The 15,576-nt window shown below is 41.5% G+C and carries 14 protein-coding genes; 5 read left to right on the forward strand and 9 right to left on the reverse strand.

Features of this window, described 5'->3' with window-relative positions; all coding sequences use genetic code 11:
* Window positions 1-50: 50 nt before the first annotated feature.
* Together secA and mutT are read left to right on the forward strand one after the other, a co-directional pair.
* Window positions 51-2,738: a preprotein translocase subunit SecA gene (gene secA / locus FNC98_RS02690; RefSeq protein WP_143579814.1), complete on the forward strand. Its 2,688-nt coding sequence runs from the start codon at window positions 51-53 to the stop codon at window positions 2,736-2,738.
* 66 nt (window positions 2,739-2,804) lie between these two features.
* Window positions 2,805-3,206 (forward strand): 8-oxo-dGTP diphosphatase MutT, encoded by a 402-nt coding sequence (gene mutT, locus FNC98_RS02695; RefSeq protein ID WP_143579815.1) that lies wholly within the window; start codon window positions 2,805-2,807, stop codon window positions 3,204-3,206.
* Window position 3,207: 1 nt separating this feature from the next.
* On the opposite strand, the gene FNC98_RS02700 is transcribed toward mutT, so the two are convergent.
* Window positions 3,208-3,690, reverse strand: a complete 483-nt coding sequence (locus FNC98_RS02700) for a DUF3465 domain-containing protein (protein ID WP_143579816.1) — start codon at window positions 3,688-3,690, stop codon at window positions 3,208-3,210.
* Between the two features lie 739 nt (window positions 3,691-4,429).
* On the opposite strand from FNC98_RS02700, the gene FNC98_RS02705 reads away from it, so the two are divergent.
* Window positions 4,430-5,311 carry a LysR family transcriptional regulator gene (locus tag FNC98_RS02705; protein WP_143579817.1) on the forward strand — a complete coding sequence of 294 codons (882 nt, stop codon included), beginning with the start codon at window positions 4,430-4,432 and terminating at the stop codon, window positions 5,309-5,311.
* Between the two features lie 243 nt (window positions 5,312-5,554).
* Window positions 5,555-6,076 (forward strand): hypothetical protein, encoded by a 522-nt coding sequence (locus tag FNC98_RS02710; RefSeq protein WP_143579818.1) that lies wholly within the window; start codon window positions 5,555-5,557, stop codon window positions 6,074-6,076.
* 183 nt (window positions 6,077-6,259) lie between these two features.
* Here FNC98_RS02710 and FNC98_RS02715 read toward each other — a convergent pair whose 3' ends face one another.
* Window positions 6,260-6,454, reverse strand: coding sequence for a DNA gyrase inhibitor YacG (locus tag FNC98_RS02715; RefSeq protein ID WP_409574573.1), 195 nt, complete (start codon window positions 6,452-6,454; stop codon window positions 6,260-6,262).
* 112 nt (window positions 6,455-6,566) lie between these two features.
* Here FNC98_RS02715 and FNC98_RS02720 point away from each other — a divergent pair, with 112 nt between their 5' ends.
* Window positions 6,567-8,513 carry an LTA synthase family protein gene (locus FNC98_RS02720; RefSeq protein ID WP_143579820.1) on the forward strand — a complete coding sequence of 649 codons (1,947 nt, stop codon included), beginning with the start codon at window positions 6,567-6,569 and terminating at the stop codon, window positions 8,511-8,513.
* Here FNC98_RS02720 and FNC98_RS02725 read toward each other — a convergent pair.
* The 7 genes from FNC98_RS02725 to FNC98_RS02755 all read right to left on the reverse strand — a co-directional run bounded on the left by FNC98_RS02725 (window position 8,510) and on the right by FNC98_RS02755 (window position 15,528).
* Window positions 8,510-9,337 carry a glycerophosphodiester phosphodiesterase family protein gene (locus tag FNC98_RS02725; RefSeq protein ID WP_143579821.1) on the reverse strand — a complete coding sequence of 276 codons (828 nt, stop codon included), beginning with the start codon at window positions 9,335-9,337 and terminating at the stop codon, window positions 8,510-8,512. The two genes, FNC98_RS02720 and FNC98_RS02725, sit on opposite strands and share 4 nt — an antisense overlap.
* 21 nt (window positions 9,338-9,358) lie before the next feature.
* Window positions 9,359-10,105 carry a cell division protein ZapD gene (locus FNC98_RS02730; protein ID WP_143579822.1) on the reverse strand — a complete coding sequence of 249 codons (747 nt, stop codon included), beginning with the start codon at window positions 10,103-10,105 and terminating at the stop codon, window positions 9,359-9,361.
* A 252-nt stretch (window positions 10,106-10,357) separates the two neighbouring features.
* Complete coding sequence (gene coaE, locus FNC98_RS02735; RefSeq protein WP_143579823.1) at window positions 10,358-10,966, reverse strand: dephospho-CoA kinase; 609 nt, start codon at window positions 10,964-10,966, stop codon at window positions 10,358-10,360.
* A 52-nt stretch (window positions 10,967-11,018) separates the two neighbouring features.
* A complete protein-coding gene (locus FNC98_RS02740) occupies window positions 11,019-11,918 on the reverse strand; it encodes an A24 family peptidase (RefSeq protein ID WP_313904112.1) in 900 nt (299 codons plus the stop codon).
* Window positions 11,919-11,989: 71 nt separating this feature from the next.
* Window positions 11,990-13,237, reverse strand: a complete 1,248-nt coding sequence (locus FNC98_RS02745) for a type II secretion system F family protein (RefSeq protein ID WP_143579825.1) — start codon at window positions 13,235-13,237, stop codon at window positions 11,990-11,992.
* Between the two features lie 75 nt (window positions 13,238-13,312).
* Window positions 13,313-15,010, reverse strand: a complete 1,698-nt coding sequence (gene pilB, locus FNC98_RS02750) for a type IV-A pilus assembly ATPase PilB (RefSeq protein WP_143579826.1) — start codon at window positions 15,008-15,010, stop codon at window positions 13,313-13,315.
* A 95-nt stretch (window positions 15,011-15,105) separates the two neighbouring features.
* A complete protein-coding gene (locus FNC98_RS02755; RefSeq protein WP_313904113.1) occupies window positions 15,106-15,528 on the reverse strand; it encodes a prepilin-type N-terminal cleavage/methylation domain-containing protein in 423 nt (140 codons plus the stop codon).
* Window positions 15,529-15,576: the final 48 nt, after the last annotated feature.

Here is a 15,576-nt window from a genome sequence, read left to right on the forward strand (position 1 = left end):
TATAAATATTGAAACTGAAGCAAGGCTTCAGGGAAATGGTTTGATTTAACATGTTTGTAAAAATGATGACAAAGTTGTTTGGTAGTCGAAATGACCGACTAATCAAACAAATGGGAAAAGACGTAAAGAAAATTAATGCCCTCGAAGAAGGGTTGCAAGCGCTTTCGGACGAAGAATTAAAAGCGAAAACTGCCGAATTCAAGCAGCGTATTGAAGATGGTGAAACTCTGCAGAGTTTAATTGTTGAAGCGTTTGCCGTAGTTCGTGAAGCCTCGGTTCGTGTCTTTGGTATGCGTCATTTTGATGTGCAAATGATTGGTGGTACGGTTCTGCATCAAGGTAAAATTGCGGAAATGCGTACCGGTGAAGGTAAAACCCTCACTGCAACCTTGCCCGCTTACCTTAATGCCTTAACAGGCAAAGGTGTTCACGTTATTACCGTTAACGATTATCTGGCGAGACGCGATGCAGATTGGTCCCGTCCGTTATTTGAATTCCTGGGGCTGACGGTAGGATGTAATATTCCAAATATTTCTCAGCAGGAAAAACAAAACGCCTATGCGGCAGATATCACATACGGTACCAATAACGAGTTTGGTTTCGATTATCTGCGCGACAATATGGCGTTTTCTACTGCACAACGTGTGCAGCGCCCGCTGCATTACGCGATCATCGATGAAGTTGATTCAATCCTGATTGATGAAGCCAGAACGCCGTTGGTTATTTCTGGTCAGGCTGAGGACAGCTCTGAGCTGTACAAAATGATTGATGCTGTTGTACCTGAGCTCGAAGTCCAGGAAGAGGAAGACAAGGAATTTGAAGAAAGTACCGGCGATTACACCATTGATGAAAAGGCTAAACAGGTTTATTTAACCGAGCGAGGTCAGGTTCGTGTCGAAGAAATTCTTCAGCAACGTGGTTTGTTGCAAGAATCCGAATCTTTATACGCAGCAAGCTCGATTGCTCTATTACACCATGTAATGGCAGCATTACGTGCACATAAGCTTTTCCAAAAGGATGTCGATTACATCGTAAAAGAAGGTGAAATCGTTATCGTTGACGAACATACTGGTCGTACGATGGAAGGACGTCGCTGGTCAGAAGGTTTACACCAGGCGGTTGAAGCTAAAGAGGGTGTGAATATTCAAAATGAAAACCAGACGTTAGCATCGATTACGTTCCAAAATTATTTCCGCTTATACCAAAAGCTATCCGGTATGACTGGTACTGCAGATACCGAAGCGTTTGAATTCAATCACATTTACGGTCTTGAAACCGTTGTGATCCCAACCAATCGTCCAATGATCCGTGATGATATGGCCGATTTGATCTATCTGACCACCGAAGAAAAGTTTGAAGCGATTCTTGCCGATATTAAAGATTGTGTTGAGCGAGGCCAGCCAGTACTTGTTGGTACCATCAGTATTGAAACATCAGAGATGTTGTCTAAGTTCCTCCGCAAAGAGAAAATTAAGCATAAAGTTCTGAATGCTAAGTTCCATGCTGAGGAAGCCGAAATTGTTGCGCAGGCTGGTAAAATTGGCGCTGTCACAATTGCCACTAACATGGCAGGCCGTGGTACCGATATCGTATTAGGTGGTAACTTATCATCGGAGTTGGCGAAAATCGACGGTGCTGATCAAGCTCAAATTGCCAAAGTGAGCGAACAGTGGCAAGAAGAGCATAACAAAGTGCTTGAGCTGGGCGGATTGCATATTGTCGCCACTGAACGTCATGAATCCCGCCGGATAGATAACCAATTACGTGGTCGTTCTGGTCGTCAGGGTGATCCGGGTTCAACCCGCTTTTATCTCTCTATGGAAGATGGCCTGATGCGTATCTTTGCATCAGAGCGTATTGCTAATATGATGCGTAAACTTGGCATGGAGCACGGAGAAGCGATCGAACATCCGTGGGTTACCCGCAGTATTGAGAATGCTCAGCGTAAGGTTGAACAACGTAACTTTGACATTCGTAAACAATTGCTAGAATACGATGATGTTGCCAATGATCAGCGTAAAGTCATTTACGAGCAACGTAATGAATTACTAGAAGATGGCGATATCGGTGAGACCATTAAAGTGGTTCGTGAGGATGTGTTAGATGGCATGATTTCTCAGCATATCCCTCCTCAGTCTTTGGAAGAAATGTGGGATATCCAAGGATTAGAAGAGCAATTACGTGGCGAACTGACTATCGACCTGCCGATTGCAAAATGGCTTGAAGAAGACGAAAAACTTCATGAGGAATCCCTACGACAAAAGATCATAGATAGCGTTGAACAGGCGTATCTTGAAAAAGAAGCTCAAGTAGGCCCTGATGCGCTGCGTCAAATTGAAAAAGCCATCATGCTACAGAGTCTCGATTCACATTGGAAAGAGCACTTGGCTGCGATGGATCATTTACGTCAGGGTATTCACTTACGTGGATATGCTCAAAAGAACCCTAAGCAAGAATACAAAAAAGAGTCGTTTGCATTATTCTCCGATATGCTGGAGAACCTCAAATACGACGTCGTAAGTATTCTTTCTAAAGTTCGTATTCAGCAGCAATCTGATGTCGATGCTCTGGAAGAACAGCGTCGTAAACAGGCTGAGGAAATGCAACAAAAGCTTCAGCATGAAGCGGCAACAGGGCCGTTGGTTTCTGAAGCGCCTGCGCAACGTGTAGGCCGTAACGACCCTTGCCCATGTGGTTCCGGCAAGAAATATAAACAGTGTCACGGTAAGTTAAGTTAAGCTAAGCATTTATTCGAAAGGCCGGAATTATCCGGCCTTTTCTTTAAACGGGGTTTGGGTAAAGCAATGGTAAATAGAGTGCATGTTGCGGTAGGTGTTATTTACCGTGATCAGCAGGTGTTTCTGACTCGTCGCCATCATCATCAGCATCAAGGTGGCAAATGGGAATTTCCTGGGGGTAAGGTTGAGCAAGGAGAAACGGTACACCAGGCACTTCATCGCGAATTAATGGAAGAAGTGGCGATCGATGTTTTAGCAATGCAGCCACTAATAACAATTAACCATGATTACCATGACAAATCTGTTTGTCTTGAGGTTTTCATCGTTGACCAGTTTTCTTCAGAACCAGAATCCCAGGAGGGGATGGAACAAGGCTGGTTTAAGGTTAGCGAACTAAAAGATCTCGAATTTCCCGAAGCTAATACTGCTATTGTTGACGAAGTACTTAAATTTGCAAGCAGATACTAGCCTACTGATAGATCTTACCTTTGTGCTTTAACCATCCATCCACATGTCTTTTGTGAGGGTCGTGGTGGGTCCAATGGATCACACCTCCTTTGGCATTCCATTCGTACTCACCATAAAACTCGACAACATCACCTGGCTTAAGATTGTTTATGCGAGGTGCTAAATCAATGTTATGGGCAACCAACAGCGTCTGGGTATCGGTTAATCGGATAATGAACCTTTGGTGTCTACTGCCTTTATTATCATCGCTAAGTACTCTTTCTACCTTACCTTGCGCCTGAACCTGCAAGTCCCCTTGACGGTTTTGGAACGCTTGCTCAATTGCTTCAATGCCAGCCCCTCTGTTTGTTAATTCAACAGGTTGCTCTCTAGGAGTGTCGGGCTGATTAGTGGGGCTTGGTTGATTAATAACGTAAGCAACAATAAAAACAAGAATAACGCCGGTAATAACATTTTTACTGGATAGGTTTTTGTTTCGAGGCATATCAACTCACATCAGAGGTTAAAATATCGATAAATCTATAAGTGAAAAAATTCGAACCATTAGTTTAGTTCTTCTTGTTTGTGAAAAACAGTTAGATTGTTTACTCTAACTTTGCTTTCGAAATCTCCCCAGATTTTTCAAAGTATCATTTGGTTTTTTATAGGGCATCTTTGATGCCCTTTTTTTTTGCACACGGACGTGCTTATCCTCCCGAACCATGGATGGTAGCAAGGGAGGGTTTATACACGGACGTGCTTATCCTCCCGTACCATGGATGGTAGCAAGGGAGGGTTTGCACAGGGATGTATTTATCCTCCCGTACCATGGATGGTAGCAAGGGAGGGTTTATACATGTATTTAGTCGGGATATTGTCATCCATGATATCCCTACATTCAATACGTCCATGTATTTCGTCGGGATATTGCCATCCATGATATCCCGACATTCAATACGTCCATGTATCTCTCTGAACGACCGGTGCTGGTTAACGCATTTCGGCATTTCCCCTAAAGGGATAGTGAAAAGCAGAGGTTACTATTTCAGCCTGGCCGGGCAGGCGAGTCGAAACTCATTCTTAACCTATGAATCTTACATTTGTTGCACGACTTTGGTGCGGCTTCTTGTTTTTGGTGCGATAAATACATCGGATGGGATGCAAAAGGGGGGATATCGGGCTATTTAAATTGGCGCAAGATTTGCTTTAACTTAATGGAATTCCAATAACATAAATGACTTATTATGGCCGTTCAAACTCCTATTCGTGGACTCAGATCTTTTTGTATTGCCGCTAAATGCTTAAGCTTTAAGCATGCTGCCGGGCAACTTTTTCTCACACCCTCTGCAGTTAGCCATCAAATTAAGCAGCTAGAAGACCAGCTTGGCACCGACCTGTTCAAACGACAGACTCGGTCCATTGAGTTAACTAATGCAGGTAAACAGTTTTATAAGGCCGTCCAGCCAATTATTACTGACTTAGAAACAACGATTTCAGATTTTACCAATAATCAGCAAAATAAAACGATTACGGTTAGCTTACCTGAGTTTTTTGCAAGCGAATTGTTTGTACCAAAACTGAGTGAGTGGACAGATGTTAATCCCGATATCAATCTACAGCTAGAGACGGCTAAAGCCGGCGCAACTTCAGCTCGTGGCGACTTAAGCGTCGTTCTGGCCAATGGCAAACCTAATGGCAGTATCGTTACCGAACTTTTCCCTTTGCGATATGTGCCAGCTTGTAGTAAAAAACTTTACCGAAAATTTGCTCAGGATGGATTTCAGGCTTTGCAGAAAATACCTCTGATATTGCACCAGTCTCGTCCATGGTCCTGGCATCAATGGGCAGAAAGGGCTGGGGTTATTGATTTTGACCCTAAACAAATTATTCAGTTTGACAGTATGTTTGGTCTGGCGCGAGCTGCACAACAGGGAATGGGTATTGCGCTAGTGCCAATGCCTATTAGCCAAAGCTGGTTTCAGGAGCAACACCTGGTCCGGTTGTTTGAGCAGGAATTAGTGACCAATGATAAATACTTCCTGCTGCAACATGAAAACATTGAAAACTCCAAGGAATTGGAAACCTTTGCTTTGTGGGTAAAGCAGGCATTCTCAGAATACAGATAATTAACTAACCATATGGGCTGCTTTTCATCATGGCGGCCCTTTTACATAACGAAATCCCAGCTTTAACTACCAACAACTCCCAGTATGAATTTGCTATATCAAAGTACTTTAAAAGCTGAGTGAATTTAATTCACGTTATATCTACAACATTTTTCGTTTGTCAGATTTATACCTCTTTCACTAAAGTTGCATTGTTGCTATACGGCAACAGTTAATTTTTATCATTCCTGGGAGGAATAAATCATGTCAAAGAAAAAGAAATTCGCTTATCGTGCAATCCTGTTTTCTTTAATCACGGCGTCAGCGGCGTCAAACTCAGAAGAGCTTGCGGGACTTTCTGTCCTCGAGAAACCGTTTAAGGTTGCGGTAGTGAAAGATGCTCCTGGTAGCGATGCAATCGCTTCAGGTCGTTTGGATGCGGGGGCTGTTGAATTAAATGCGGCGTTACCAGAGCAATCTCGTAACTATGAAAAATCGATGGGATTGTGTGCCTTGCACATTAAGACCCAAGAATATTTAACGGCGAAAACCGCCTGCAGTGAGGCGATATCCGCTATCTCTGGGTTAAATGAAAAGAATCGAACCTCTCAATACTTGTCGGCAATGGCATACAGTAATCGAGCGATAGTTCGTTATTTTCTGGATGATACCTTAGGGGCGTTTACGGATATCAATAAAGCTCTGGAGCTAAGTGACGACGAGATTGTTATGGATAACCTGACACGTTTAAATGTCGCACACTTACGATCACAAGTTACCCCTTAGTCGACTTATTTTTTGAAAATGGGCCCGCCATTAGGAGCGGTGCAAAGGTAAAAATAAGGAAAACTAAGGTTACAACATGTCTGATCAACAACGAATGCGAATGGTTTATTAATAGACCATTCGCATTTTTTATTATCTCTTAACCATGTCTGCAAGGAATTTTATTTAGACCTAAAATTGTTGCTACTCGGAATCCACAAAAAATTTGTTGTGTTGCAGGAATTGCTCCTCCAATGCGTCCAGCATTTCCTCATTTAATGGCTCATTGCTTTGCATTGGCTGTGAAATTTTATGATTTTCTTCTGCCCATTCGCCAAGGTCAATCAATTGGCAGCGTTTACAACAAAATGGGCGAAATTTATTCTCGCTACACCACACTACTTGCTTTTGGCAAGTGGGACAATTTACTGTTTTCAATAGGTGCTCCTGATTGGTATCATGTTTTCATCCGCTTTAATGAATATTTTCAATTGGTTTAACGGGTTTAGTAGTGTTTAAAGAAAGAAAAATAAACTGGTTTATAGTAGTTTTATCTGTGCTACTTATATTTTTCCCTCAATTTTTTGGCTTTCATAAAAGCATTTTCTCATTAGTTGATTCTACAACTTTAGTGTTGATAAATATATTGCTTATAAAGGTGCTGCTCATCTTACTGGGAAGAAGGGGGGTGTATGTAGTTGTTCTGTTGGTTGGAGTTCAATTGATGTGGTTACAAGTTTCTTTTTTGTTCTATGAGCATTATAAGGGCTACATTTCAATTCGATCTTTGTTTATGTTTCAGGAATTTCTGATAGCAATTAAGCATTTTGGAATTTTACAACTTGCAATTGCGACAACTGCTCTTGTTTTAGTGTTCTTTATTGTCAGGAAACTCTCTCAGCCTTTACACTTTAAATTCTCTCCTATTGCAACATCTGCAATCGTTGCTATTAATTTAACTTTGACAACATACACAATATCGATTTTTTCGGATAAGGAGCGAATCAGCGACCCTCTAAACATCAATCAATTTCAACACTATAAATTTGAAGATGAAAACCCTATTATGTATTTAGCTAGAAGCGCACTGTTTAAAAATGAGCACGACATTTCAGCCGAAGATACATTATTAGCAAATTCAATTCTCCAGAATCCAGCTACTCGATTACCAGATAAATATAACTATTCAAATTTTACAGAATTAATCGCTGCATATCCAAATCATGTATCTGTACCAGTGGAAGGAGATCCTTTCAAAGTAGTTCCAGTTGAAGCTAGAGAAACCGAAAATAAGCTAAACGTTATTCTTATAATCGCAGAGAGCTTACGAGCTTTTGAAGTTGGTCAAAACCAAAGAAAACAATCATTCACTCCAAATTTTAATCGCATTGTCAAAGAATCTGCTTCGTTTACTAATGCCTATAGCACGTCTTTATATACCATTAAATCAGAGCAATCGATACTATGTAGTAATTTGGATTTGAATATGGAAGTTCCATATTCGGTCAGGTATGGAGCTTTTAACGGTGATTGTTTACCAAACGTATTAACCAGGCAAGGATACAAAACGAAATTTTTTCATGGAAATGAGATAGAGTTTTATAATCGTGGGGTGTTTCATCCTAGTCTTGGTTTCCAGGAGCTTATTGACTTAAATGCGATGCTTGCAACTTCCCCAGAATTAAATGATGAAATGATTGGATGGGGAATCAGTGATAAGGCTGTATTTAGGTACGCCCTAGCTGAGCTTGAAAACGAGCCTGAGCCGTTTTTTGCTCAAATTCTAACAGTCACAAACCACAAGCCATTTAACTGGGATTATCAAGATGAATCCATAAATTCCTTACATATTGACAATGAAAATCCCGAATATAACGATTATGTCAAGGGGGTTACATATTTTGATCTGGCGTTAGGGGAATTTTGGGAAGAATTCGAGCGTTCACCTTTGTATCAGAATACACTGATTGTAATTACTGGTGACCATGGAGTACCAGTTTATCCAAACCATCTCGTGGATGAGATAGAACAGCAAGACGCTTTATTTCAAACCCCTTTACTGTTTTGGCATTATGGTATCAATCCAAATCGTTCCCAAATATTAACAAGTCATCTTGATATAATGCCAACAATCTTGTCTATGTTGGGTTACAACAAGTCTATGTCAGTTATTGGCAGGCCTTTGTTAGGTGAATATGCTACAAATGTTGACAGAATAGTATTTAATCTTGGTTTCAACGACTATGCATTAAAATATGGGGACAGTAGTTGCTTTAATTCGCCTTCATATTGTGACAATTTCAGCGGGGAATGTTATGCCGATGAACGCTTTTTGTGTCGGTTGGCAGATCCCGAAGATGTGTCGAAAATCGAACAATCTAAGCACCTTATGAACTTTATGAAATTGCAAAAATTTATTGGGTATCCAAATTCTAATTTAGATAGTTTGACTCATTAGGATTCAGGGGGACTGGGTTGAATTATATCCGTATATATTTCGCTGATCCCCTTTTGCTGAAGATATTTAAATAAATTTAAATCGTTTATTGTATGTGAATAACTGGGAATGTTTAATTTATTCAATTCTTTAGGTAATGTCGTGTTAGCTCTGTACAGTGGCATAGTTACCGCAACTTTGTTATCAAATTGCTTGGCCCAGGATAGTACCGTTTTGTCATCTTCTTTGAATTTGTAAAGCGTCCAAATGACATAATTAAAGCCGATTTCCCTAACAGTATAAAAATCTTCTGGATTGTAGATTTGCGGAATAACTCTATCAGCTGCGTGTGGAATACTGTTAAAAATCATCGTCAATGCTTCTAAGTTCCTTTCTTTCGCGTCAGTCACAAGAATAGTATCTGGATATTTTTTCATCCAATAAGAAAGTGATTCTAATGTACAGTTTTGAAACCGCCCTTTTTTTGAGTCTAACAAATAATTGAATTCTTCAAGGGTTAATTTTTCTTTTGTTCTATAGCCAAATATATCCTCAAAATTGCTAGTCCAATTGTGTAGGCAAACAAGTTGATCGTCTTTAGTAAAAGAAAAGTCTATTTCAAAATATTTAAAAGATTTTTCTGCGTTAACCTCTAGTGCTTGTATAGAGTTAGTGTATGACTGCCCTCCCACATTGCCGCCGGCGTGCGCTATTCGAAATACTGGAAATTCAGACTCAGGTATGGGGATATTTCTATCTTTTATTTGCTGATATTCTGAATAAAGTATCAGACTTAACCCGAAAGAAGATAAAATTAATAATTTCAGTGAAATATTGTTAAACATTAATTTATCATCAAAGTCTATTTAACACTTCGCTAATTTAAAGCTTACTTTGTCGTTGATATATTGCTGTCCTTTGCGCTCGCACAATTCCATAAATCGAATCGAATAACGAAAATGATTACCACTTACGCTAGGGAAATAATCGACACTTTTGTTGAGCTTTACCCTAAGCATTTGTAAACCTTCACCGCTGTCCTGATAAAAACTGTTATCTGATTCGATATTTTCAAATTCTGATCGTTGTCTGATAAATTTCAGGATCAGGGTTAACGCATGTTCAAGGCAGTTAATTTCGGCGAGCCAGCGATTAATATCTTCGCGAATCAAAATAGGCGGTTGGTGGAACCAGAAGGTCAAGGCCGGAAGGTCGAAACCTGAATATGCGCCCTGAAGCGTAAATCGTTTTCTTAATCCGTCCAAAAACTTATCATTTTTGAGCTCCGACCAAAGTGGGTTTTTGGAGCGAAAAATAGTCGATAACGCTTTCGCAGCATGCAGATTTTGTTGCAACGTTTTATTGTCAACGTTTGGCGAGGTTCCCCAGGTTGTCAGGTTACGCTCCAGTTTTTCCAAATCTTTGATCAAATCACCACGGATATCATGGCGATCAAGGGTATCCAGAATCGCGAATAAAGCGTTAAAAAACAGAGGGTAACTATTTTCGAAGTCATCACCGAGTGATCCGTGCACCTGCTCGAACAATTGTTCCAGCCTCAGGTAGCTACGAATCCTCTCATTCATCGGATGCTCGTACAGTATCTCGGACATATGCAATTTTTTCTTATTATTCTTTTGGCGTATCTGGGGGAAATAGCGCGATACTTACTAATTTAGTGCTTCTGATCCACACCTGATTTTAGTAACTTAACAATTTTTTAAACTAGGGGACAGTAAAAATTGTGCAAAAAGTGATAAATATGAAAAAAGATTCGAAACCTTTTAAATTTTTGAAGAAAAATTTACGCTGATCCTAACTCTTTGGGCTTTAAGGTTATTTTTATCGGAGAGCGGGTGGGGTTATTACTCTTTTACGAGTAATTTTATAAATTCCCTATGCATACTCTCCACTTTAGAGAGCAATTGTTGTTGCTCTCCGGTGGTATTTTCAATGACAAAGTCCGCATGTTTCAAACGTTCCTGACGTTCAACCTGTGAGGATATGATGGCCTCTACTTGCTCCCTGTTGTTGTTGTCTCTTTCGACTGTCCGTTTTATTTGTTCTTCGACGGACACGTCAATAACCAGCACTTTGTCGACTAATCGGTTAAGGCCGTTTTCGATTAGAAGAGGTGCCACTAACAGACAATACGGGCTTTTAGCCTGCTGACATTGTTCCAGCATTGATTTACGAATAAGTGGATGTAAAAGCGCATTCAGCCATTCTTTTGCCTTTTGGTCAGAAAAAACCTTAGTACGCAGCTTGGCACGGTTTAAAGACCCATCTGCCAACAGATAATCATTACCAAACTGATTCTTTATCTGGTTTAGCGCTTCAGAACCTTTTTCTACCACTTGTCGGGCAACGATATCGGCGTCGATAATTTCGATGTCATATTGCTCAAATAAATTTGCGACCGTGGTTTTACCCGAACCTATACCGCCGGTCAGACCTATGATTAATTCAGACAAATTGGGTTCCTAATCAAATTTTAAGATATCACGCTGGCACTTTACGATTCGACTATACCAGTAGTCCCATATACCAGGACCAGATATCTTCACCAAACAAAGCCGTTATCCAGCCAGCAATGGCGAGATAAGGACCAAACGGAATCGGTTTTGAACCTTCATGGTTTTTAAATACCATCAGTGCGATACCGATAACAGCACCTACTAAAGATGCCATTAATATCAGTAATGGCAGTAATGCATATCCAAACCATGCGCCAAATACCGCTACCAGCTTAAAATCTCCAAAACCCATACCTTCCTTGCCGGTTATCAGCTTAAATAGCCAAAATATCGTGTACAAACTCATGTAGCCAGCAACGGCGCCCAGCACGGCCTGCTCAATATCTACAAACATGCCATTTAAATTTAATAGCAGACCTATCCATATCAATGGCAGAGTGATTTGATCCGGTAAAATCATCTTATCGAAATCAATCATGGTTAACGCGACAAGACACCAGGTAAGCAAAAGCATAGCCAGGGCTTGCCAGGATACGCCATAGTGATAAGCGACATACAAAGACAACAATCCCGTTACCAGCTCAATGATTGGATAGCGAGGAGATATTGATGTTTTGCAGGAAGAGCATTTGCCACGCAGGAATATCCAGCTCACAACCGGAATATTCTCCCAGGGTTTAATTTTATGCTGGCATTTTGGGCAGGTAGACGCTGGGTGAATAAGGGTAATTTTTTCAGGTGCCTGTTGTTTTAGCGTTTTCTGGGTGTCTTTTGAAAGCTTGTCGGCGAGGAACTCGCAACATTCTTGATACCATTCGGCTTCCATCATTTTCGGTAAGCGTAAAATGACCACATTCAGGAAACTGCCAATCAGTAGACCGAGAATTAACACGGCGACATAATAAACGTAAGGTAATTGTTCAAACAGGGTAATAAAATCGGAAAACAAAATATAATCCTTAAAACAGAAAGGGTAAGCAACCGGCTTACCCTTTATAGGCATACAAGATGTTGTGGAGGTTAGACAACCATACCAATTTGGAAAATAGGCAGGTACATGGCAATAATCAGGCCACCAATCACCACACCTAACACCGCCATAATCATAGGTTCAAGCAGGGCAGTTAATCCGTCTACCGCATCATCAACTTCCTGTTCATAAACGGTCGCGACCTTGGCAAGCATATCATCCAAGGCACCAGATTCCTCACCAATGCTAACCATTTGAATAACCATATCGGGAAATACGTTTACATTTCGCATCGCAAGGTTCATTTGCATACCAGCTGCAACCTCGGTGCGAATTTCTCGTATAGCATCCCGGTAAACGGCATTACCGGAAGCACCGGCCGCTGATTCCAAGGCGTCAATTAATGGCACACCGGCGGCAAAGGTCGTCGATAGAGTACGGGAAAATCGGGCAACAGCGGCTTTATCTAAGATCATCCCGATTACCGGTATTTTCAGTACTGCTTTATCAACCTTATCGCGAAAATCCTGACTCTTTAAGTGCGCTTGCTTAAACAGGTAGCCAGCGATGAATAAGCCTGCCAACACAAAGTACCAGGAGGCCACCATCATATCGGAAATACTCACTACGAAACGAGTAAATGCTGGCAGCTCCGCGTCAAAGCTTGCAAAAATATCAACAAAGGTCGGAACAACTTTTATTAACAAGATAGAGGTCACGATTGCTGCTACCACGATAACCGCAATCGGATAGGTCATTGCCTTTTTAATTTTTGATTTAAGGGCTTCGGCTTTTTCTTTATAAAGAGCGATTCTATCGTAGATAGTTTCCAGAGCACCGGATTGCTCACCAGATTGTACTAAATCACAGTAGAGACCATCAAAATATTTTGGATGCTCACGCAACGCATCGGAGAGCGGGATACCGGCCTGTACACGAGCACCTATTTCTCCCAGTAGCTGCTGCATAGCAGGTTTTTCGGAGCCTTTACCAATCATCTCAATGGATTGCACTAAAGGCACACCGGCACCCAACATCGTCGCTATTTGTCGGGTCATAATGGCGATATCTTTGGGGACAATTTTTTTATTACCACCCCCCATGCCAAATAACGGTTTTGGCTTCTTCTTATGCTTTAAAGGGGTGACACCCTGTGCTCGCAGTTGGGCCTTTAACTCACCGATATTGGAAGCCGACAGCTCCCCTTTAATTTTCTTGCCTTTGCGGTTTACCCCTTCCCAAATGAAGGTCTCCAGCTCTTTTACTTTTGGCGCTTTTTTTGCTGCAGTCACTGCCATGGATAATTACCTGTTATTCTCTTGTTGTTAGGGGGCAACTCAATTTAATACTTTCTGCGCTTTATTGTGTCGTGTCTATGCCGTAACCCTGCTGACTTCTGCAAGACTAGTGACACCTGCTTTTGCTTTTTGCAATGCCGATTGGCGAAGGTTGTTATAACCCTCCTGTTGGGCCTGATTGGCAATCTGCAGAGAGTTACCGCCCTGCATAATAATTTCCGCAGTTTTTTCAGAAATTTTCATCACTTCGTAGATGCCGACTCGGCCTTTATAACCGGCAGTGCATTCCTCACAACCAACTGGTTTGTATATGATCAAATCGTTTAACTCTTCCGGTTTAAAGCCGATTTCCAGTAACGCCTCATCATTGACATGGTCTTCTTCTTTACAATGGTTACACAAACGTCTGGCGAGTCGCTGGGCAATAATCAGACTCACTGAACTGGCAACGTTATAGGAAGGCACCCCCATATTTAGCAAGCGGGTTAAGGTTTCTGCCGCAGAGTTAGTGTGCAGGGTAGATAATACTAAGTGACCGGTTTGCGCGGCTTTAATGGCGATTTCTGCGGTTTCCAAATCCCGTATCTCACCCACCATGACGATATCCGGATCCTGACGCAGGAAAGATTTTAACGCTTCTGCGAAAGTCAACCCTGCCTTGTTATTGATCTGAACCTGGTTCACCCCTTCAAGGTTAATTTCTACCGGGTCTTCGGCGGTGGAGATATTGCGTTCTTCAGTATTGAGAATGTTCAAACCTGTGTACAGGGATACGGTTTTACCGGAACCGGTTGGACCGGTTACCAGGATCATACCCTGAGGCTTACTGAGTGCCTCCAGATACATGGCTTTTTGTTGTTCTTCGTAACCGAGAATATCGATACCAAGTTTTGCGCTGGAAGAATCCAGGATACGCATTACTACCTTTTCGCCCCACATGGTGGGCAGGGTGGAAACACGAAAATCGATAGCTTTATTCTTAGTAATATTTAGCTTTATTCGACCATCCTGAGGAACCCGACGTTCGGCAATATCGAGTTTCGACATAACTTTTAATCGGGCGGTTAACCGGCTGGCGAGGCCTACCGGTGGAGTGGCGACCTCTTGTAACACCCCATCGATACGAAAGCGGATGCGAAACTTCTTCTCAAATGGCTCAAAATGTAAATCAGATGCGCCTTTTTTTATTGAATCAAGTAAGATTTTATTAATATAAACAACGATAGGTGCATCATTTTCACCACCGGAGTCATCGTCTTTGTCTTCTGTTTCAGCAACGTCTATACCGCTGAGCTCTTCGTTATCAAGTTCGGTAATTTCTAGCGCATCCGCTTCGTTATCCAGGTAGGCTTCAATTTGCTTTTCAAGGCTGGAACGATCGACAAGTACGAATTCAGTGGTATGGCCGGTATTGAACTGGAACTCTTCCAGTGCATCATGATTGGTTGGGTCGGATACGGCAATGTGAAGGACGCCTGCTCTAAGATAAAGTGGCATTGCGCGGTGTTTGATAATTAGCTTTTGATTGCGCAGACCTTCAGGCAGGCTATCTAAGTCAAAATCTTTGATTTCGACCAGAGGGTAACCGAAACTCTTTGACAATGTTTTGGCAATCGTGTGTGAGTCAATCTTTAACTCATCGATAATATAATCGAGAATCGGCTGCTTGGATTGCTGACATACTTTAAAGGTGTCAGCTGCCTGTTGTTGATCTATTAATTCTGTACGAACAAACTTTGATAATAAGTTAGATTGACGATGAAGTCCTTTCATAGATTTTATACCCCGGAAACTATGAAATCAGTGTACCTAATTTCAGGCATAAAAAAAGCCCCTTTTTTGAGGCTTTTTTTAACTCTGTTCCGATATTAACAAAGAGTAGTATCAGAACAAACACCAGCCCATGACAATTGACCTGTTGTTGAGTTTGCCGTACCTGTTAGAGTATATGTTTCGCCGTCTAAACCACCATATGTAGCGGCGGTAGCCGTAATTGTATAACCGGTACCTGCTGCAGCTAACGCTACAGATGCTACTGCTGCCCCAGCTTCAGCGGAGGCTGCAGTTGGAAGACCTTCAGTACCTAAAGCTGTACAAGTACCGCCAGTTTGATGACAAACGTCAACTGAGGTCTTAATAGCTTGAGTAGCCATTACTACCTCGGTAAATGTAGCTTTCTTGGTGTAGGTTTGGTAAGCAGGAAGTGCTACCGCTGCAAGAATACCGATGATCGCAACAACGATCATCAATTCGATTAAGGTAAAACCTTTGTTGTTTTTCATAGTTTTCATGTTAAACATCCATTAACGTTATTTTTATGTTTAGGGGGCCTTTTCTAA

This window comes from Thalassotalea sp. PS06 (assembly GCF_007197775.1).
In the GTDB taxonomy this organism is placed as follows: Bacteria; Pseudomonadota; Gammaproteobacteria; order Enterobacterales; family Alteromonadaceae; genus Thalassotalea_A.

What these genes read in the sequence shown, in the direction of transcription:
- FNC98_RS02745 (WP_143579825.1), bottom strand. Translation starts at nt 13,237, where the DNA reads ATGGCAGTGACTGCAGCAAAAAAAGCGCCAAAAGTAAAAGAGCTGGAG.
- FNC98_RS02710 (WP_143579818.1), top strand. Translation starts at nt 5,555, where the DNA reads ATGTCAAAGAAAAAGAAATTCGCTTATCGTGCAATCCTGTTTTCTTTA.
- FNC98_RS02755 (WP_313904113.1), bottom strand. Translation starts at nt 15,528, where the DNA reads ATGAAAACTATGAAAAACAACAAAGGTTTTACCTTAATCGAATTGATG.
- FNC98_RS02730 (WP_143579822.1), bottom strand. Translation starts at nt 10,105, where the DNA reads ATGTCCGAGATACTGTACGAGCATCCGATGAATGAGAGGATTCGTAGC.
- secA (WP_143579814.1), top strand. Translation starts at nt 51, where the DNA reads ATGTTTGTAAAAATGATGACAAAGTTGTTTGGTAGTCGAAATGACCGA.
- FNC98_RS02700 (WP_143579816.1), bottom strand. Translation starts at nt 3,690, where the DNA reads ATGCCTCGAAACAAAAACCTATCCAGTAAAAATGTTATTACCGGCGTT.
- FNC98_RS02725 (WP_143579821.1), bottom strand. Translation starts at nt 9,337, where the DNA reads ATGTTTAACAATATTTCACTGAAATTATTAATTTTATCTTCTTTCGGG.
- mutT (WP_143579815.1), top strand. Translation starts at nt 2,805, where the DNA reads ATGGTAAATAGAGTGCATGTTGCGGTAGGTGTTATTTACCGTGATCAG.
- pilB (WP_143579826.1), bottom strand. Translation starts at nt 15,010, where the DNA reads ATGAAAGGACTTCATCGTCAATCTAACTTATTATCAAAGTTTGTTCGT.
- FNC98_RS02705 (WP_143579817.1), top strand. Translation starts at nt 4,430, where the DNA reads ATGGCCGTTCAAACTCCTATTCGTGGACTCAGATCTTTTTGTATTGCC.